This is a genomic window from Pseudoalteromonas shioyasakiensis, assembly GCF_001550135.1.
In the GTDB taxonomy this organism is placed as follows: Bacteria; Pseudomonadota; Gammaproteobacteria; order Enterobacterales; family Alteromonadaceae; genus Pseudoalteromonas; species Pseudoalteromonas shioyasakiensis.
In genome coordinates, this window is record NZ_LRUE01000015.1 from 798,643 (window position 1) to 818,136 (window position 19,494).

The 19,494-nt window shown below is 39.7% G+C and carries 12 protein-coding genes and 1 other annotated feature; of the genes, 6 read left to right on the forward strand and 6 right to left on the reverse strand.

Annotated features, from left to right (window positions below; genetic code table 11):
- Positions 1 to 25: 25 nt before the first annotated feature.
- On the reverse strand, positions 26 to 1,069 hold the full coding sequence (locus PASHI_RS12795; RefSeq protein WP_062565905.1) for a sensor domain-containing diguanylate cyclase: 1,044 nt from the start codon (positions 1,067 to 1,069) through the stop codon (positions 26 to 28).
- Positions 1,070 to 1,556: 487 nt separating this feature from the next.
- On the opposite strand from PASHI_RS12795, the gene PASHI_RS12800 reads away from it, so the two are divergent.
- A protein-coding gene (locus PASHI_RS12800) for an IS3 family transposase (protein WP_244269400.1) occupies positions 1,557 to 2,731 on the forward strand; the annotation gives its coding sequence in 2 pieces (ribosomal slippage) (positions 1,557 to 1,791 and positions 1,791 to 2,731; 1,176 coding nt in all).
- Positions 1,790 to 1,906, forward strand: a sequence feature (AL1L pseudoknot). It overlaps the preceding gene by 117 nt.
- Positions 2,732 to 2,925: 194 nt before the next feature.
- On the opposite strand, the gene PASHI_RS12805 is transcribed toward PASHI_RS12800, so the two are convergent.
- The gene (locus PASHI_RS12805; protein ID WP_062565907.1) at positions 2,926 to 8,832 is read right to left on the reverse strand and encodes a DUF4011 domain-containing protein; all 5,907 of its coding nucleotides are present in this window, start codon (positions 8,830 to 8,832) and stop codon (positions 2,926 to 2,928) included.
- A 424-nt stretch (positions 8,833 to 9,256) separates the two neighbouring features.
- Positions 9,257 to 9,961 (reverse strand): hypothetical protein, encoded by a 705-nt coding sequence (locus PASHI_RS12810; RefSeq protein ID WP_062565908.1) that lies wholly within the window; start codon positions 9,959 to 9,961, stop codon positions 9,257 to 9,259.
- Positions 9,962 to 10,350: 389 nt separating this feature from the next.
- On the opposite strand from PASHI_RS12810, the gene PASHI_RS12815 reads away from it, so the two are divergent.
- The 4 genes from PASHI_RS12815 (at position 10,351) to PASHI_RS22260 (ending at position 13,305) form a co-directional block, all read left to right on the forward strand.
- Positions 10,351 to 11,322 (forward strand): calcium/sodium antiporter, encoded by a 972-nt coding sequence (locus tag PASHI_RS12815; RefSeq protein WP_062565909.1) that lies wholly within the window; start codon positions 10,351 to 10,353, stop codon positions 11,320 to 11,322.
- Positions 11,323 to 11,533: 211 nt separating this feature from the next.
- Positions 11,534 to 12,214 (forward strand): mechanosensitive ion channel family protein, encoded by a 681-nt coding sequence (locus tag PASHI_RS12820; protein WP_235576289.1) that lies wholly within the window; start codon positions 11,534 to 11,536, stop codon positions 12,212 to 12,214.
- A 108-nt stretch (positions 12,215 to 12,322) separates the two neighbouring features.
- Positions 12,323 to 12,736, forward strand: coding sequence for a hypothetical protein (locus PASHI_RS22390; protein ID WP_062565910.1), 414 nt, complete (start codon positions 12,323 to 12,325; stop codon positions 12,734 to 12,736).
- A 95-nt stretch (positions 12,737 to 12,831) separates the two neighbouring features.
- Positions 12,832 to 13,305 (forward strand): GGDEF domain-containing protein, encoded by a 474-nt coding sequence (locus PASHI_RS22260; RefSeq protein WP_062565911.1) that lies wholly within the window; start codon positions 12,832 to 12,834, stop codon positions 13,303 to 13,305.
- Positions 13,306 to 13,365: 60 nt separating this feature from the next.
- On the opposite strand, the gene PASHI_RS12835 is transcribed toward PASHI_RS22260, so the two are convergent.
- Complete coding sequence (locus tag PASHI_RS12835; RefSeq protein ID WP_156426486.1) at positions 13,366 to 13,896, reverse strand: hypothetical protein; 531 nt, start codon at positions 13,894 to 13,896, stop codon at positions 13,366 to 13,368.
- A gap of 1,142 nt (positions 13,897 to 15,038) precedes the next feature.
- Here PASHI_RS12835 and ltrA (PASHI_RS12845) point away from each other — a divergent pair.
- A complete protein-coding gene (ltrA, locus tag PASHI_RS12845; protein WP_062565914.1) occupies positions 15,039 to 16,535 on the forward strand; it encodes a group II intron reverse transcriptase/maturase in 1,497 nt (498 codons plus the stop codon).
- A 143-nt stretch (positions 16,536 to 16,678) separates the two neighbouring features.
- Here the strand turns inward: ltrA (PASHI_RS12845) and PASHI_RS12850 are convergent, their stop codons facing one another.
- Positions 16,679 to 17,275: a tyrosine-type recombinase/integrase gene (locus tag PASHI_RS12850; protein ID WP_062565915.1), complete on the reverse strand. Its 597-nt coding sequence runs from the start codon at positions 17,273 to 17,275 to the stop codon at positions 16,679 to 16,681.
- 173 nt (positions 17,276 to 17,448) lie between these two features.
- The gene (ltrA, locus tag PASHI_RS12855) at positions 17,449 to 18,921 is read right to left on the reverse strand and encodes a group II intron reverse transcriptase/maturase (RefSeq protein WP_062564752.1); all 1,473 of its coding nucleotides are present in this window, start codon (positions 18,919 to 18,921) and stop codon (positions 17,449 to 17,451) included.
- Between the last annotated feature and the right edge of the window lie 573 nt (positions 18,922 to 19,494).

Here is a 19,494-nt window from a genome sequence, read left to right on the forward strand (position 1 = left end):
TTAATGAGTAGGTAACGTATTTTACCTAGTATTCAACACGGTTTTTCCCTTCTTTTTTCGCTTTATATAGTAGTTTATCAGCTTGCTTTATCACATCTTTAATGGACAATTTTTTATGTAACTCAACCACACCGGCACTAAATGTAAAATTCAACGCTTTGTTACCATGGTTAATCAACATAGTTTTAACTCCACTTTGCAGCCTTACTAGAGCATTCTTAGCCTCTATGACATTGACCCCCTGAAACACAATAACGAACTCTTCACCTCCAAAGCGAAAAATTAAATCTTCACGCCTAAGAAAAGTCTGAGCTATCTTTGAAAACCCCTTTAATACCTCATCACCTGCTTGGTGACCGTACGTGTCATTTATTGATTTAAAATTATCGAAATCAATAAAACCAATAGCCAAAGGCAAGCTTTTTCGTACATGGAGGCTTATAGTTCTTTCAATGGCATCAAAAAAATACCGACGATTATAAACACCAGTTAAGTCATCATAAAACACTAAGTTAACAAGCTTATCTTCTAGCTTAGCTTGTTTTTGGGCCATAAATCGATATGTACAACAATCAGCAATCAACTCAGCAAAATAAACTTCATCCTTATTCCACTCTCTGAAATTGGCTTTTTGTTCAAAACAAACAACCCCGATAGGACTCCCTTCACTAAAGATAATTGTATCAAGCATCGACTTGATATTTTCTGTTTTTAAATAAGTATAAGTGAAGTCGATTGTTCTATGATCAGTATGCGCATTATCAGCTATAATTGGAGCGCCGAATTCTATTGCTTCAAAATAGCGCGGGTAATCACTCTTAGTTAGATATGGTAGGTCTTTAGGGATATCATTAACTCCCCAATCAGTATTTGCAACACACTCTAAAATGCTTTTTTCTGGGTCCGAATTAAGCAACCAAACAGAAATACGACTGACATCCAAAGTTTCAAGTGAATCCTGCAAAACTTGCCACATAAATACTTGCACCGGGGCACTGTAATCAACCTTCATTGATGCATGGCGCCGGATTAAATTGGAGCTAACTAGAATTTTATCGTAATTATCCAAAAACAACCCTTATAACTAACTATAGAAATCTTCAAAGAAATGTAACTTACACATATAAGGTTAAAATAACGTAATCGGTTAACACGTAAATAACATACACAATTCCATGAAAACTCCAATTTGAATTAGAACAAAACACTTAGAGTGGTAACTTGATTTCAATTCAATGCAGAGAAAACAAAGAAGTACCCCCGACGCCAACCAAATCACAAACTTAACATGGCTATCACATCGATAAAATCAATCAACTCAAAACAAAACTTAAAAAAGCACTCAAGCGTGTAGATGAGCTTTGGGACGTTGCTGAACCTAACACTCCTAAAGGAGAAGAGCTTGTTATGCTTACTCAATTAATCGAAGATTACAAGTTAGCAAACACTGTTTCTCAAAGGTGAATCGCCCCGAGTTTGCCAGAGACTCAATAACTTGAGAAACTGGAACTATGAAAAAATCAAATCGATATACATTATAATTTCGTGAACGTGCAATTAGGCTTGTTACCACACAACAGCATGAATACCCTTCTCTTTGGGCTGCGCTAGTATCGATTTCAGATAAACTGGGATGTACCCCAGAAACACTTAGAGCATGGGTCAAGAAATCTCAAGCTCAACCGTCTAAACCCTCTTCTAATACGCAATCAACTGAAGAAAGACTTGCCGCCTTAGAGCGCGAGAATAAAGCGCTCAAGCGAACGAATGATATCCTGAGGCAAGCTGCCGCTTTTTTCGCCCAAGCGGAGCTCGACCGCAAACAGAAGTAATAGTGGATTTTATTGATGCTTGCAGAGAGCATTACGGTGTCGAGTCAATTTGCAAGGAATTGCCGATTGCACCATCAACGTATTATTCTCATAAACAGATACAAAGAGAGCCTGAGCGACTGTCTAACCGCAAAAAGCGTGATGCTGAGCTGATGATACTCATTCGCGAAGTGTGGGAGGGTAATATGTCAGTTTATGGTGCAAGAAAAGTATGGAAGCCGCTACAGCTTGACGACCATCAAGTCGCCCGCTTTACAGTCGAGCGATTGATGCGAGTTATGGGAATTCAAGGTGTTCGACGGGGTAAAGCACATAAGACAACGATACCTGACGAGCAACAAGATAAGCCACTGGATTTAGTTAATCGTCAATTTACTGCTGAGCAGCCAAATCAACTTTGGGTCGCTGACATCACCTATGTTGCCACATGGAATGGGTTTGTTTATGTCGCTTTCATGATAGATGTTTTTTCACGATACATTGTAGGTTGGCGTATATCAACGACAATGCACACAGAACTTATTCTTGATGCGTTAGAGCAAGCTATTTGGCATCGTGGCAACCCCGGGGGGTTAATTCACCACAGCGACAGAGGCAGCCAATATTTGTCTATACGATACACTGAGCGACTTGCTGAGGCTGGAATTCAAGCGTCTGTAGGGAGTGTGGGTGACTCTTATGACAATGCATTGGCTGAAACAATAAATGGATTATTTAAAACAGAGATTATTCGCAGAAATGGCCCGTGGAAGAATGTTGATGCTGTTGAATACGCAACGTTAGAGTGGGTTAATTGGTTTAATAATCAACGCCTATTATCTTCAATTGGGTATATTTCACCAGCTCAATATGAAACAGACTACTATGATAATTTAAACGAGTCAGGTAAGGTGGCCTGACTTAAACAAACTAGTCTCCGATGAACTCGGGGCGATTCATGAGTAACATCCGTATTCTTTTTTATATAAGCGGTATTGTAAAATAAGCTTTATTTAAGCCCATATTCCACTTGCTTGATCCTTAACAAACTTTTCATTTATCTTACTGGGTGGTCAAGTTAACTAACCACAATACCACTGAAAAACAGTAAAACTTATTCGACAAGCGAAAGCCACTGCTCAAATTGCTTAATAGTAGTTTCATGCTTTCTTTTTAAGCCCAGTTCAGAGCACATCTCTTCTACAGGGTTTGAGCTATTATTACTTTTAGCAAAAGTTGCTAATCCTAGAGCTTCCTCAAAAGCAAGCTCTTTCCAGTTTCTCTCGTATCCAAACGCGTTCACACCACGCCAATGTATTAACTCGCAAGTATCTTCTGGCGATAACCAAACTGTTGGCGAGAAACCCGAATTCTCTTTAATTCCTGCCCATGGCTTTAAAAGCTCATAAATGTAATCAACTTGCTTTTTACTCGTACGTGTTAAGCCGTGTAAGTTAGCAATCTCCAATGCCAAAGTATGTAATGTGATACCGGGTCTTTCTTTCAATGTTTCTTGAGCAATTTCGGTTAACCGTGGCTTATACTCTTCTTTAAAGTAGTTGCTTGCATCAAGCACATTACTGGTAAGCTGTTGAGTATTTGCTACAAGAGATGTTTCATGTTGAGCTGAAGATGTTTTGCAATTGGTATTAGCAGCCGTTTTTAGAACCTCTGCTTCTGCTTCTGCTTCTGCTTCTGCTTCTGCTTCTGCTTCTGCTTCTGCTTCTGCTTCTGCTTCTGCTTCTGCTTCTGCTTCTGCTTCTGCTTCTGCTTCTGCTTCTGCTTCTGCTTCTGCTTCTAACAAGCTATCCTTTTCTCTCTCAGTAGCAAGTATTTCATTTAACTTTGAATCTAACTTTTTCAGTGCACTTTCTGAATCTACAAAATAGTCCGTAGACCAGAGCCTAACGATATTCCAACCTAAACTTTCAAGGATTATTTGTCTTACGCGATCTCTATCTCTAGCTGCTGGTGAGCCGTGATATGTAGCACCGTCGCATTCGACACCAGCAATGTAGCATCCGGGTTTATCTGGATGAAGAATCCCTAAATCAACTCTGAACTTACTGACACCAACCTGTGTTTGGACCTTCCAACCCATGTTGCGTAATTCGTTTGCAACGGCTTGTTCAAAATCACTATCAAACTGATCCACTCCGTAACGAGCCGACGTACTTTCCGCAAGTGAAATAGGCCCTCTTTCAGCAAACTCTAAATAATGTTTTAAATGTTCGATAGCAGTTGAAGAGGTACGGCTCAAATCAATCATTGAAGAATCAAAACTACTGAAAATTACGACTTCAGTCGTTGCTCTCGTAATGGCAACATTAAGTCTGCGCTCACCACCTTGTTTGTTTAATGGACCGAAGTTCATACTCATCGTTTTCGCTTCTGGCTCAGTAGGACCATAACCTAAACTAAGCATTATGATATCTCGCTCATCACCTTGAACTGACTCTAAGTTTTTAACAAAAACAGGCTCTCTAGTTTCTGCTTCATGAAAATACTTTTCAATTTTTGGGTTATTCCTTCTAGCATCGTCGAGTAAGTCTTCAATAGTGCGTTGCTGCTCTGTGTTTAAAGTAACGACACCAATTGACAATTTCTGTTGCTGCTTGTTGAGCAATCGCTTAGTGATTTCGTTTACAACAGCCTGTGCTTCTTTGATATTGTTCCGACCCTTGCCCTTTGCATAAAGGCCATTAACCCGATGTAAAGAAACAGCTGACTCTTTTGTCTCTGATGATGGGTAAGTTACTAATGAGTTTTCGTAGTACTTGCTGTTTGAGAATGCAATTAGAGTCTCATGTTTGCTTCGGTAGTGACCCATCAACCTTTTTAGCGGTAATCGAGCAGCTAAAGCTTGATCTAAAATAGATTCAAGATCTTCTTCATCTGGGGCATCGGAAGTACCGGCCGCGAAGAAGTTGGTTGGAGGCATTTGTTTAGGATCACCAACAATAATTACATTGCGCCCTCTGGCAATTGAGCCGACAGAATCCCATGTTGTCATTTGAGATGCTTCATCAAACACAACTAGGTCAAATCCTCTAAAGTCTGATGGCAGAAATTGAGCAACAGATAACGGTGACATCATCATACATGGAGTAAGCTCCAGCAATGACTCACCAAGCTCTTTAATCAAAGCTCTAATTGGGATATGACGAGTTTTTTTCTGGATCTCTTTCGACAAAACTCCGAAGTGAAGGTCGTTTTTAGCATCTTTGATTTCACTAGTTGGCACTCGACTTGAAGCCAGAGCAATAATGTAATCACTTGTTACTTCAGCTACTTTTTCATCTAATTTACGGAATGCTTCAATAGTAGCTTCATGTGTTGAAGCCTTAAATTCTCTTAAAATTTCACTGTCATCAATCAAAAGAGGTGCAAGCCAAGAAAAATAAGCTAATTCAAATTGCTCTAGTAATTCTGAAGATGAAATAACACCTTGGCTTAATGCCTGCTCAACAGACTCTAAACCAACGCTATTAGCTTTTGCTTTGGCACAAACCCACTCACACCAGCTTTTAAGTTTCGCTTGATTGTTTTTTATTACACTTAAGGCTTGACTTAATTCAGTTAAACTTGAACCTGAAGTATCTGTAACATTGAAATCGAGTAAGTTATTGTGCGCCTGTTCAAATTCTTTATAACTAAAGGCGAAATCATCTAATTTAGCCTCTAGTTGAGAGTTTTCAATAAAATCTCTGCCGTCAACAAATTGCTTTTTAATTACTATTAAAGCTTCTGTTGGGTCATTACATAACGAAAGAGCGCTATTTAACTTAGCTTTTACTTTTCTTCCGAACCCCACGGTAGCTATTAAGTCTTTCGAAGTTGTTAACCAACCTTTCCAAATACCTAACGCTTCAAGTTCATCATTAGTTTCAGAAATATCATTGGCAAGCTGCTTTGCTTCTAATAGCTCAGCTAAAATAGAAAGATCACTAAACTTCTTAAACCCAAACTCATTTGCTTGTTTATTAACTTTCCACTTAGCAAATAGAGATTTAAGCCAACTACTATTTGCAGCTTCATATTCTGAGTACCACCTGCTTATTGGAGCTTTCAATAGCTGACTAACTTCAATATTGCTACCTAGCTTGCTAATAAGCTCATCTAACTTTTCTTTTTTGAGAGCTAAGTTCTCTATAAGCTCAAATCGCTCGTTAAAGCCTGATTTTAAGACAAAAGTTATATCACGGTACTTCACAAGTTCTTTTAATTCATAAAATGAATTCAAGGCCAAGAAATTCTTGTTGTTCAGCTCAGGTGCATCGATGCCTAGGGTAGAAAGAGCCGATTGGAATTTATCTGTAATACTTTCAAATTCAATAAACCAAGCTTCAACTTTATTTATTAGCTGGCTTTGCCAAACATTTGACCATGCAGTAGCATTTATATAAGAGAAGCTAGTAAAGTCGAGTTCTTGAATATCTTCAAAGGCAATTTTAAGCTGCAAAACGATTTCATTTAGTGTGTTCAAGTCACTTTTTAAGGTTTTATCTGCACTTAAATCTAATGGCCAATTTAAGTTAAGTTTGACTTTCCCCTTATGAAGAGCAAGCCTTGATATTGCGTCTCGAACGGATACTCCTGACTGTGATTTTTTATGTAGCTCTCTCACATAATCATTTAACTTATCTTTTTTATCCTTTAGCTCAGAAACATGCATAGACCACGCATTAGGATTTAATCCCTCTCTTGATTGCCAAGCCTGAGCTAATTGCTCTAAAACGACCTTTTTGTTCGCTTTATTACTGTGAAGCTCTAAACATAGATGGTCCAAACCTACTTTTTGCAATCGCTTGTATACTACATTCAATGCAGCCATTTTTTCAGCTACAAATAAAACCTTCCGCCCCTTACCAATATTATGAGCGATAATGTTAGCTATTGTTTCGGATTTACCTGTCCCCGGAGGTCCTTCAAGTACAAAATCTTGCTCTTTTGCTGAAGCATCAACAGCAACTAATTGCGAACTATCACAATTAAGAGGCGTAAACACTTCAGCAGGGTCTATAGCCTCATCAACTTGATGTTGTTCAACAAACTCAGCAGATTGAATATAAGCATCTTTTGGACTTTCTACTAAGTGCTGAACAAATCGATTTTCTTTTAAGTCATCCAATCTGTCTCTTAAATCTTTCCACATCAAATATTTTGCAAATGAAAATGAAGATAAAACTAATTCCTCAACTACCTCAAATCCCTTTTGCTCACTGACAGCCTGCCTTACCTGACTCCAAATAAATGGAACATCTATCCCACTTTCATCTTCAGGCAGCTCATCTTTAAATACATTTAAGTTGATATCGTGTTCAGATAGCAAAAACTCGATCAAAGTAAGATTAAAGATTGCTTCCTCACCTTGTAATTGCTCAACATAAATGGGAGCTCGAGCACTTTTTCGAGTGAGGTTAACTGGAATAAGAATTAATGGGGCTTTAAAGCTTCGGGTATCCTCTGGGTTCTCTTTCCACTTAAGGAAACCCAGTGCTAAGAAAAGTGTATTTGAACCACTTTCTTCTAAATCATTTTTTGCTTTCCGAAACAGCTCGATAGCATTTTTTTCTACCTTTTTAGGAGGCTGATTAGCTAATAAAATTTTATTATTTAACTGATTAAGAGCGTACTCTTTATGTATTTCCGAGCCGGTTTGGAAACGAAATAACTCACTGTCTCGTTCTGAATCAAAATATGGACTTTCTTGAGTTGATAAGAATTTAAACTTTGTCCCATCCGCCAACATATCTTCCATATTAGCTATATCAGGACAATATAACTTTATACATACCGACTTATCATTGAAATTTAAAAGTTTATTTCTCTTAGTTAAATCAAGAAGCTTTCGGCACCATGAGTCAATGCGTGTTTCAGGGCTTTCTTCGACAACACGCTCTTCAGCACGAACGGGAGGTAAAGGAGGAACTTCAGGTAAAGTAAGTTCAACTGTTTCATCTACTGATTCAGTTTCAGCTTTAGCCTCTTCTATAGTTGATAACGGTTTAATTGACTGAGCTCGTGCTTGGCCAATATCTAAAACCATTACAAACTCTTCTTCTTTATCCTCGGCAAGTAAATTTCTGGCATGATCTTTTGCTTGTTCAAATGTAACAGGGGAAGCATTTGTTACGAGCGTTGTTTCAAACAAGACTAAATCTCGGTTATCCACGCGCTTTCTTATATCCTGTGGATCATCATTACAAAGAATTGGCAACTTCTCATCAATTAACCAAGCACCAGCAAAAGCATGCCCACTAGTGATAGCCACCACAGGATTTAGACCCATAGCTTCTATACAACTTGCAAATAAGACAGAAGAATCTAAACAAGCGGCCATTTTAGATTGGCTGATATCCGCTGCTAGACGAATTCGTTGGCCTGTTTTTGCGAAGCCTTGAGGAGGGCTGACATATGCTAACTTTTCTTGAAAAATGACATTCCAAAGCGCAGCAAGCATCAAATATGGCTTTTCTCTAGTGTTCGACTGATATCCATCTACTGAGCGTCCATGGCCACTACTTTCTAAAAGTAAAGCGACTTTTCTAACTAAAGACTCTACGTATAAACCATTTGGCTTTACAAAAGCCGCTAGTAAATCTGGCTGACGACTCTCTCCACCCCAAAAATTGGCGGGGAGAATACTCACTTTATGCTCACTACTACACAGGAGAAGGTTTTCATCATCCAGTAGCTCAAATTTAAGCCCTAGAAGAACTTCTTCGGTCAGGCCAAAAAGTGTTTCAAAAGGAAATTTAAGTTCTTTGACTGGTAATTTAACTGACTGTCCAGAAATCACTTCATCAATAAGCCACTCAGAGGAGTCTAACCAACCTTCAATAGCATTCAATCTTAACTTTAAATTACGATGGACTGGTTTGTCGTAACATTCCGGTACAATGATTTGGATATTACGCAAAACTGAATATGAATTTTGCTGTGCAGCTAGTGAAAAAGTAGAAATCACATCAACTTCTAATTCAATATTGCCTTGGTTTTGCTTATTAACTTCTTCCATGAGAGATTGTAACCCTTTGTTCTTGCTTAAGTAGCAATAGTAGTTTTAACCAATGTAACTAGAACATTAGGATTGGTCAAGAAACGGGCGGCACACATTTAATCTATGTCAAAAAGTTTTTGGTTAACCTACACAGTTGAGTGGCTTAAAATTGTTGTGCAAAGAAGTGGCCAATACAACGACCCTTCCAGAAAAAGGTATAACTTGAAAATACGTAGTTTCTGCCTCAAAACTATTCAAAATACGAGCTATAAAGGTCCACTTTGAGCTAAAACAGACGGTCGTTCTAGCTCATTTTTGGACATAAACGCGTTAAAATATTTGAAGAGTCATGACTAAATTAAGGCATAAAAGTATGCCACTACATGGTAGTATTTAGTAAGGAACGCTGTGAATTCATTTCAGCACAATATGGGCACTAAGCCTAATAACTTGTGGCGTTTCTTTTTAACTGTGACAAGATATTATCATTCAATTTTAACCAATTAGTTTCGTATTCCCATGTCTTTTTGAAGTCGTCATTGCTCCTTGAACTTTCAAGCATTTCTCTAAAATCGAAAACACCTAGAAAATTATCAGCCGTAACATCATACCTTCCATAACCTCGGTTTTCAGGCACAATATATTTTAAAAAATTAGATTTAAAATCAGATATAGTGCTTACTAGTTCCTTTGAATCATTTAGTTTTTCTTCTAAGAATTCTTTTTCAAAACCTGTAATTGTGCCTGTCGCTTCTAAAGCACCAGATTGGTTTATAGCGATTCCCCAATTTTTATAGGCCAATGAAGGGTTCTGCCGATTTATATCTGAAAGAAGTGAGTCATAGGGAGACAGCATTTTTTCTACCGCCTTAGGCACACTACCTCCCGGCAAATATAATTCACCAGTAGCAACAGCTAGCTCATGCATATAGTCATCAACTGTTTTAGTTATGTCTATCTGGCTCGATGTCATCGTCAGCGGTTTGGTATACGTTTGGTTTAGCTCTGGAGGCGCGCTTTCATGATATACGTCATCCGCCAATTTTTTAAGCTCAGTTTCTAAAAGAGCCTTGCCATTTATAGGTGACTCTAAAGTCACATTTTGATTATTAAGTGGTTGCGGTAAACTTCCAGAATTAACCTTCATAATACGTCCCTGATTTAGTGATGTAATTTCATATCGGCCTATTCTGATGATTCTTTACATTCATCGTTTTTTAAAAAAGGCAGCCAAGCTAATTGTATTATTATTAGGGATAGATTATTCTTTAAAAACTTAGGGGAGTAGTCTCTTGCATTTAGCAAGGAAACTGTCAACAGTCTCCGAGCAACATCGCTCGTGGCAGTTTCGAACCGTATCAGGTTTTGACAAGACTTAAGGCAATGGGTCATTTCGGGCAGAGGTGGTTTATTGCCTTATTATTCCAGTCTGCCCTAAGGGTAAATAATGAAACTACGTCACTGCCAAAGCTCACTTCATTTTGTAAATAGACCTGCCATACGCCTTTCAGGTATTGCTATAGAGGGGGCTCAGTCATGGTTTTAGCTATGACAGCTATTATTGCGGGGTTTATCTTACTCGTATGGAGTGCAGACCGCTTTGTTGAAGGAGCGGCATCTGCAGCTGGTCATGCTGGCTTGCCTTCAATTTTAATTGGTATGGTTATTGTTGGTTTTGGGACTTCGGCTCCGGAAATGGTTGTATCAGCAATGGCTGCAAGTGATGGAAACCCTGACTTAGCGTTAGGTAATGCACTTGGGTCCAACATTGTAAATATTAGCTTAATTCTTGGTGTAACAGCCATCATTGCCCCTATCACTGTTCAGTCTAAAATTGTTAAAAATGAGCTTCCCTTACTATTAGTTGTCGTACTTTTTTTGGGGTATTTGCTGTATGACGGCGCTTTATCAGTGATTGATGCAAGTCTGTTGCTGGGCGGATTAGTCTTGTTCTTAGCATGGTCTGTGTACTCAGGTATGAAATCACCGAGTGATACCCTTAAAACAGAATTTGATACTGAGCTTAAAAGTCACGCCATGTCCTTAGGAAAAGCAATTTTCTGGCTCATCGTGGGCTTAACATTACTCATTATTAGCTCTCGCATACTTGTTTGGGGAGCGGTTGAAATTGCAACTGCGCTCGGTGTCAGTGACCTTATTATCGGCTTAACTATCGTTGCATTAGGGACATCTTTGCCAGAGCTTGCAGCTTCTATTATTGCCGCTAAAAAGGGAGAGCATGACATCGCAATTGGCAATGTTGTGGGGTCGAATATGTTTAACATCTTAGCTGTAATTGGTATCGCTGGTATTATTGAGCCTATCCCTCACATTTCTACAGACGTACTTTACCGAGATTGGAGTGTGATGCTTGTACTTTCCGTTATGTTGTTGGTTATGGCTTACGGTTTTGGCCGACAAGGCAGGGTAAACCGTTGGGAAGGTGGTGTCTTGCTTACTTCTTACATTGCTTACAATGGTTACTTAGTTAACAGCATCATTAACTAGCTTTCGTTATCAAATCATTTAGAAACAAACGCGTATATTATTTATATTTAAAGGGAAATCACCGATGGAAACCATCATAAACTTTTTTTCTGAGCACCAATTACAAATCATAGCGATAGCCAAGAATACATTGCTTACTATTTTCATTTTAATAGGAGCTAGTATTTGCTCAAAGCTACTTAAACGAGCTGTACATAAAGGTGTTTACCGATTGAGCAAGCATGATGAAATCATTACTAAGCTGCTTACCACGCTATCAGGCTATGTGGTTTATTTAATTGCAATTGTGATTATTTTAGATTTATTTGGAGTCAATACGGCCAGTCTTGTCGCACTCGTCGGTGCCGCAGGCTTAGCGATTGGTCTAGCCCTAAAAGATACGCTCAGTAATGTGGCTGCGGGGGTCATGCTACTTTTCTTAAAGCCTCTAAAAAAGGCAGAGTTTGTTGAAGTGTCAAGCTATACAGGGAGTGTAAAAGATTTAGGTCTATTTACCACTGTCCTTGAAACCGCCGATGGTGTTTTTGTGTCAATCCCAAATAGCACGGTTTGGGCAAATGCGATAAAAAACTTTACGAGAAACGAAAAGCGTCGCATGGATATCACTGTGGGTATTTCTTATGGTGATTCAATTGAAGATGGGCTTGCGGCATTAAGGGAGCTTGTTAGTGAAGAATCTCGAATTTTGATTGAGCCAGCCCCTCAGTATTTAGTCCACACATTAGCAGATAGCTCTGTGAACTTGCAGCTTCGTGCTTGGGTCGCTACACCACATTACTGGGATATATATTGGCAAACACAGCGTAAAATTAAAGATAAAGTGGAGAGCAAAGGGATTACTATTCCGTTCCCTCAACGTGATTTGCACATAATAAACGGCGATAAAAAATAATGAAAAACCTCGCTCAGTCCTAGCACGTTTCTCTATGATAGAGTGACAGGACTGGGCCTTTGCTTGAGAGCATAGCTCGCGTGTAATAATTTAAAAACAGAATTTACTATGCTCAAATATTGGTATAAAAACATTCCAGCACACCACAATAGTCCTGAGCTATTTTGGCGAAGCCGTTTGATCGCCCATTCTTTATTGATATGTACTGTGTACTTCTTTGTACTGACTGTTATCAATATCTTTAAATTCAACAGCTATGAGCTCGCTTTGCTTGATGCGGTTGGGCTAACTTTGTCTATTTTACTATATGTTTGGTTCATTAAAAGCTCAAAAATTAAAGCGGTTTCATGGGCTGTGGTGTTATTGATTAACAGTTTAATACTGACATTTATTATCTCAATTAACGGCGCGGCCTATTCATTATTTTGGGCAACATTAATTCCTCCATTTTCATTTTATTTAGTAGGTCGAAATTGGGGAAGTTTACTTAGCTTTTGCAGTGTGTGCTTTTATAGTTTATGAACACTCACAGAATCCGGAACCTCTTAAAATTGGCCTTGGCTCTGTTTTTAATATTATTGAAGTTGCCATTGCTCACATTGTCTTATTTCGTTTCTATGAAAAAACTCGCTGAAACCGATAAACTCACTGGATTGTTTAATCGAGAAAAACTAGATAGAACGCTTTCAAGTTTACTAAAAAGCTCGAATTTTGGTTTCATACTACTAGACATTGATTATTTTAAAGAAATAAACGATACCTATGGTCACTTGGAAGGCGATAAAGCGCTTGTCATTGTTTCAAATAAATTAAAGTCAGTATCTCCAAGTAAAGCGTTATGTGCTCGTTGGGGTGGCGAAGAGTTTGTAATCATCATTGAAGGGGCAACCTTAGATGAAACAAAAGAGGTTGCAACGACCATTATTACAGATATAAATGGTATTTATTTTCACGAAAAAAGATTGTCAGTCAGCTGTGGAGTGACGATTAATCACAGTGATGATAATACGCTAACAGTAATTGAACGTGCTGATTTAGCTCTATATCGTGCAAAGAAAAATGGCAGAAATCGAGTTGAATATAATGAATGAAACTTGGATTAATTTTGTGGTCATTACGTTCATTAATGACCACATTTTGAATGTTTAAAGTTATCTTGCAGAGTGCTTCAATGACGACACAATGAATTGACACTTTTCTTGCTCAATACTTAGAGGGTGATTATTCATTAATTTAGAAATATCATAAGCTAAAAGGAAACTTCTACCACCATCTTTATCTAGCTCACCATAATCAATGTCCGTTTCTTTATAAAAGTCCTTGCTATGTGCCACTTCATTTCGGAGTTTTATTAAGTTAATCAAAGTCTGATAAATTTTACTTTCATTGTCTGTAATGAGCTTACCAGATGATAAAAGGAACCCTAATACATCTAACTTTTTACTTAAGTTCATTGAAAGAAACGCTGTTGCATGTCTTTTGTGATCAGCTTTAGGGAAATGACGAAAAGCCCATGAGATGATGCCTTCATTAAGCAAGCTTTCCAATGAAGCGGCAGCAACTAAGATAAAGGAGTATTTATTTGAATTGAAGAATGCATCATCATCTTCAGTGTGTGCCGGCAGATATTCTGCTGATTCAATTAGTCCTCTAGAGGAAGTAAATACAAAATGCATTTCCAAAATTCTGATGCCTCGTTGCTTTATAGCGCCCCGCACTGCAATGGCTTGTTATGTTTCAACTCGTTGAGTTTTGCTTTTGGCAAATTCTAAGGTCTTTATTAGTAACGTAAAGCCTGAGGCCATTAATAAGCCACCTACAATGAAATAAAATAATACAGGATTTTCATTAAGTTTAACGCTAAATCCAAATGCTGAAAATTGCATTTCGAAAATACTGAACAGGCTATAAATAAAAACTATAACGGATAAAATAAAAAGTAGTTTATTTCCAAATCTATAACTCATAAGTCAACTTTTCCCTTTGAAACATGACATGTCTATAGCGAGCGAATCGCGCGTTTTTCTAACACAGTGTCGCTCGCTTTTCTGAATGACTCATTTGTAACAAACTTCTTAACTAATTGCCATTAAGACTAAAATGCAGTAGTTCTAGCTTTTGTCTCAGGACAAAAAAGAGCGATTGGGTCGCTTTCCTGACTATGCAAGCAATATACTTTGACGAAATAGAAAAGCAATTTTGAATGGCCGAAGTTCGCTCTTTTGAGTAATTCGCCTAAACACGTCTTGGGGCGTGCGACGTGAAGTCGTATGAAGCGCTGTTCACCGCTTAATGAGTGAACCATCTGTATCACCAGATGATCCTAGGAGCCTGAATAAAGTAGCGGCTCTGACAATGTAACGAAGGTTGGTATGCGCCAATCGGGATCTTAATCGTGAGAGGACGATCCTCCTGATAACCACAAATCGGGTGAGTGCTAGGCAGTCAGTATGATGAACATAAGTGAATCCGCGTAAGGTGCGTTATACGATGAAACAGCGGAAGTGGTTAATACGCTGTAGCCAAAAGGCACGAGAGTCGGAAAGAGATTGCCCCATGCTCTTTCGTGATCACTGAACTCTCCGCACTATAGCGGGCATCTAACCTGACATTGCGCAACATACGGAACACGGTAAGCCTGTATCACTCCCTTTGGGAAAGCTTATATAGCCGATAGTGATGCAGGTAGAGGATGTTGGAGAAAGCAAAGGCTGGATTGTAATGATGCAGATACAGACGTCTGTCTGGCACGAAAGTGAGCTGACTTCCGACTGGTCTTCCGTTGCAAGAGAATTTGAAGAACTTTATTCAAGGAGAAACGCAAATGATGATTTCAAAAGAGATTAGTGCCTCCCCTGACAGTGCTCAATGGCAATCCATAAATTGGAAAACTGTTGAGTCGCACGTTTTAAAGCTTCAGATGCGTATTGCAAAAGCAACAAGAGAAGGTAAACACAGCAAAGCGAAAGCGTTGCAGTGGATACTGACTCACTCGCATTCGGCAAAACTTCTTGCTGTTAAGCGAGTATCACAAAACAAAGGCAGTAAAACGCCCGGAATAGACGGCGTCATCTGGAATACGGATACGCGCCGCATGAAAGCAGTCAATCAATTGAGCAGAAAGGCTTATCAAGCCAAACCGCTCAAGCGTATCTACATCCCTAAGAAAAACGGCAAGCTCAGACCTTTGGGTATCCCGTGCATGGTCGATAGAGCGCTACAAGCGCTTCACCTTCTTGCACTAGAGCCTGTGTCAGAAACACTTGCTGACCCAAATAGCTACGGATTTCGGCGCAATAGAAGCACTGCTGATGCTATTGCTCAGTGTTTTCTCTGTTTGAGTAAAAAGCAATCCGCGCAATGGGTTCTTGAGGGAGATATCAAAGCCTGTTTCGACAAGATTGGGCATCAATGGCTTATGAATAATATAGCTGTAGATAAACGAATGTTGGAACAATGGTTAAAGTCTGGTTTTATGGACAAAGGGCTGTTCTATCGCACTGACGAGGGAACACCACAAGGCGGGATCATATCTCCAACCTTGATGCTGATGACTCTTGCAGGTCTTGAGCAACGCATTAAGTCCACCGCACTTAAAAATGGGGCGAGAGCCAACTTTATAGGATACGCCGATGATTTCGTAGTCACATGCACTTCAAAGGACGTGCTGGAGAACGATATCAAACCGTTGATTGCTGACTTCTTAGCACATAGAGGCTTAACGCTCTCCGAAGAGAAAACGCACATTACTCACATTAGCCGTGGTTTTGACTTCCTAGGCTTTAACCATAGGAAGTACAAAGGAAAACTGCTCATTAAACCGAGCAAATCTAACACGTTAATATTTCTGAGTAACTTGCGCGAACTCATTAAAAAGCACGCAACTACCCCCGTTAACGATCTAATCAAGTTGATAAATCCGAAACTCAGGGGTTGGTCGAATTACTATCGCCATTGCGTTGCCAAACAAGTATTCGGATATGTGAGCCACAAACTATTTCTAGCGTTATGGCATTGGGCTAAAAGGCGTCATCCAACAAAATCAAAAACTTGGATCGCCATGAAGTACTTTATCAACCGTCGAGGCCAATGGCAATTTCACGGTTGGCAGAAGAGCATGAACATGAACATGAACATGAACATGAACATGGATTGTCAGTTTAATCTATTTCAAATAGCTAAGGTGCCAATAGAGAGACATGTGAAAATCAGGAGTGAAGCTACGCCTTTTGATCCTTTATACCAAGAATACTTGGCAAAGAGAAAAGCAAAGAGGCAATGCCGCAACTCTTGGAATGAGCCTAATCTCGCTGCTTTATAAGTTGCTGGGTACCAATTAGGTGCCTTCGTGAAGGCTTGAGCCGTATGCAGTGAAAGTTGCACGTACGGTTCTTAGGAGGGCGACACTTGGTAACAGGTGTCGTCTATCCGACAAAGGCAGCTTAAATTGCCGCCTTTTCTTAATTAACAATCTGTTTCTCTGGATATCTTGATAGCATCTTCAATCTCAATTCCGAGATATCTAATTGTGTTATCGATTTTTGTGTGACCAAGTAGTAATTGAACAGCGCGAATATTTTTGGTTCGTGCGTAAACCAAAGTCGCTTTGGTTCTGCGCATTGAGTGAGTACCATATAGATCAGAATCAAGCCCTAACTGCTCAGCCCAACTCCTGATTATAGACCTGTAATATGAATAGCTTATTGGTTGATTAGTGCGACGTAAACTCCTAAACAAATATTCACTAGGTTTCAATTTACCTTCTTGAACCCAACGGCTAATACTTTGTTGTGTTCTCGGAGTTATCTCAAATTGAACTTCGATCCCTGTTTTCTTTTGTGTCCATTGAACCCTCTCGAAAACTTGATCTTGGGTTGCGACATCTCTAACCCTTAAAGACAGTAGATCACATGATCTTAGTTTGCTGTCTATCGCCAAGTTAAGTAACGCCAGTTGCATCAAGTTATTTTGAATTTCAATGCGAGTACGTATACGCCAAATCTCTTCAAGTTTGAAAGGACGTTTCATCCCAGTAGCATTGTGGTTTAGTTTTTGTTTCATAGTGACCTCCTAATTAAAAGTCACTATTGATAATAGATAGATTGCCAATGACTAAGGTTTGTCGGATAGACGACACTTGTTACCAAGTGCCGCCCTCCTAAGAACCGTACGTGCAACTTTCACCGCATACGGCTCAAGCCTCCACTAAGGCAACATAATGTCACCCAGCAATGTCACAAACTTGCTACGACAGGTTGGGCCCAAGTATTTCGTCCGTAATTATTGGTCTTCCTATTCTCCAGGTAATCCCGATATTTAGGATCGTACGGGGTTGACGCACTTCGGATCTTAACGTGTCTTCTGATTGGCGTTTTGTTAATTTGAGCAAGAATGAGAACTCGTATTTCATTGTTTATCATTTGATAACCATGAAATAGCCATTGACCATTTAAACCTTGAAAGTATTTACGACCAACCCACATTCTGCTTCTACGGGTATGACGCCGCCGCGCCCACCGCCATAGCGCCCAGAAGATCTGATGACCTACATAGGTAAAGGTTCGCTTTGCCACACAATGGCGATAATAATTCGCCCAACCGTGCAACTTTGGATTCATTAGTTTAATGAGATCTGTCGTTGATACAGTTGCGTGTGATCTGATAAGTTCACGCATGTTACTTAAGAATGACAGCACGTTGCTCTTGCTTGGTTTAATAAGCAGTTTTCCTTTGTACTTTCGAAGGTTAAACCCTAAAAAGTCAAAGCCGTCATCAATATGGGTAACATGTGTTTTCTCCTCAGATAGAGTTAACCCTCTTTCCTTTAGGAACTTAACCAGTTGCGGTTTGACCTCATTAACGAGCACATCTTTCGATGTACCTGTGATAACGAAGTCATCAGCATAACCAATAAAGTTTATCCTTGAGCCAGTTTTAAGCGCTATCGATTTCACTTGCTTCTCCAAGCCTGCAAGCGTCAATAACATCAGTGTTGGCGAGATTATTCCACCTTGTGGCGTTCCTTCGTCTGTTTTGTAGAATAACCCTTTGTCGATAAACCCGCACCCAAGCCATTGTTTCAATATTCGTTTGTCCATTGGAATGTTATCTGTTAGCCATTGGTGGCCAATTTTATCGAAACAAGCCTTGATATCGCCTTCGAGTACCCACTGCGCTGAGCTTGGTTTACACAAGCACTTAAAGCATTGTGCAATCGCATCAGCCGTGCTGCGGTTCGGTCGAAACCCGTAGCTGTTTGGGTCAGCAATAGTTTCAGATATTGGCTCCAAGGCTAGAAGATGTAACGCTTGTTGCGCACGGTCTATCATGCACGGAATACCTAATGGTCTGAGTTTGCCGTTTTTCTTGGGGATATAGATGCGTCTGAGCGGTTTCGCTTTATAGCCTTTTCTGCTCAATTGGTTAACTGCCGCAAGTTTTTGTGCATCAGAATTCCATGTGATGCCATCAATTCCTGCCGTTCGTTTACCTTTATTTTGTGATACTCGTCTGACAGCAAGTAATTTTGCTGACTTCGAGTGAGTCAGTATCCATTGCAAGGCTTTAGCCTTACCCCGTTTACCTTCTCGAATTGCCTTTGCAATACGCATTTGAAGCTTTAATACATGTTGCTCAACGACTTTCCAGTTTATGGATTGCCATTCGCTGTTGTCTGAAGAGGCACTAACTTCAAGCGAAGTCATCATTTGCGTTTCTCCATCAATAAAGTTCTTCAAATCATCTTGCAACGGGAGACCAGTTGGAAGTGGGCTCACTTTCGTGCCAGATAAAATCTGTATCTGCATCATTACAACGCAGCATTGGCTTTTTCCAACCTCCTTTACCTGCACATCTATCGGCAACCTTCACAGGTTACTTTCCCGTAAGGAGAAATACAGGCTTACCTTGTTCCGTATGTCGCGCAATATCAGGTTAGATGCCCACTATAGTGCGGTGAGCCTATCGATCACGAAAGAGCACTGTCCAATCTCTTTCCTACTCACGTTGCCGTTTGGCCACAGCATATAAACCACTTCCGCTGCTTCTCGTATAACGCACCTTACATGGATTCACATACGTTCATCATACTGACACCCTAGCACTTACCCGATTGTGGTTATCAGGAAGAAACGCCTCTCGCGATTTGTTTCCCGCCAATTGGCTTTGTTACATTGTCTGGCTCGCTGCTTTATTCAGAGCCATAGGGTCATCTGGTGATACAGATGGTTCACTCTTATCGCGGTGAACAGCGCTTCATACGACTTCAAGTCGCACGGACA

Excerpts from the sequence above, each read along its gene's own strand:
- PASHI_RS12805 (WP_062565907.1), bottom strand. The coding sequence starts at position 8,832 with ATGGAAGAAGTTAATAAGCAAAACCAAGGCAATATTGAATTAGAAGTT.
- PASHI_RS12810 (WP_062565908.1), bottom strand. The coding sequence starts at position 9,961 with ATGAAGGTTAATTCTGGAAGTTTACCGCAACCACTTAATAATCAAAAT.
- PASHI_RS12815 (WP_062565909.1), top strand. The coding sequence starts at position 10,351 with ATGGTTTTAGCTATGACAGCTATTATTGCGGGGTTTATCTTACTCGTA.
- PASHI_RS22390 (WP_062565910.1), top strand. The coding sequence starts at position 12,323 with ATGCTCAAATATTGGTATAAAAACATTCCAGCACACCACAATAGTCCT.
- PASHI_RS22260 (WP_062565911.1), top strand. The coding sequence starts at position 12,832 with ATGAAAAAACTCGCTGAAACCGATAAACTCACTGGATTGTTTAATCGA.
- ltrA (WP_062565914.1), top strand. The coding sequence starts at position 15,039 with ATGATGATTTCAAAAGAGATTAGTGCCTCCCCTGACAGTGCTCAATGG.
- PASHI_RS12850 (WP_062565915.1), bottom strand. The coding sequence starts at position 17,275 with ATGAAACAAAAACTAAACCACAATGCTACTGGGATGAAACGTCCTTTC.
- ltrA (WP_062564752.1), bottom strand. The coding sequence starts at position 18,921 with ATGATGACTTCGCTTGAAGTTAGTGCCTCTTCAGACAACAGCGAATGG.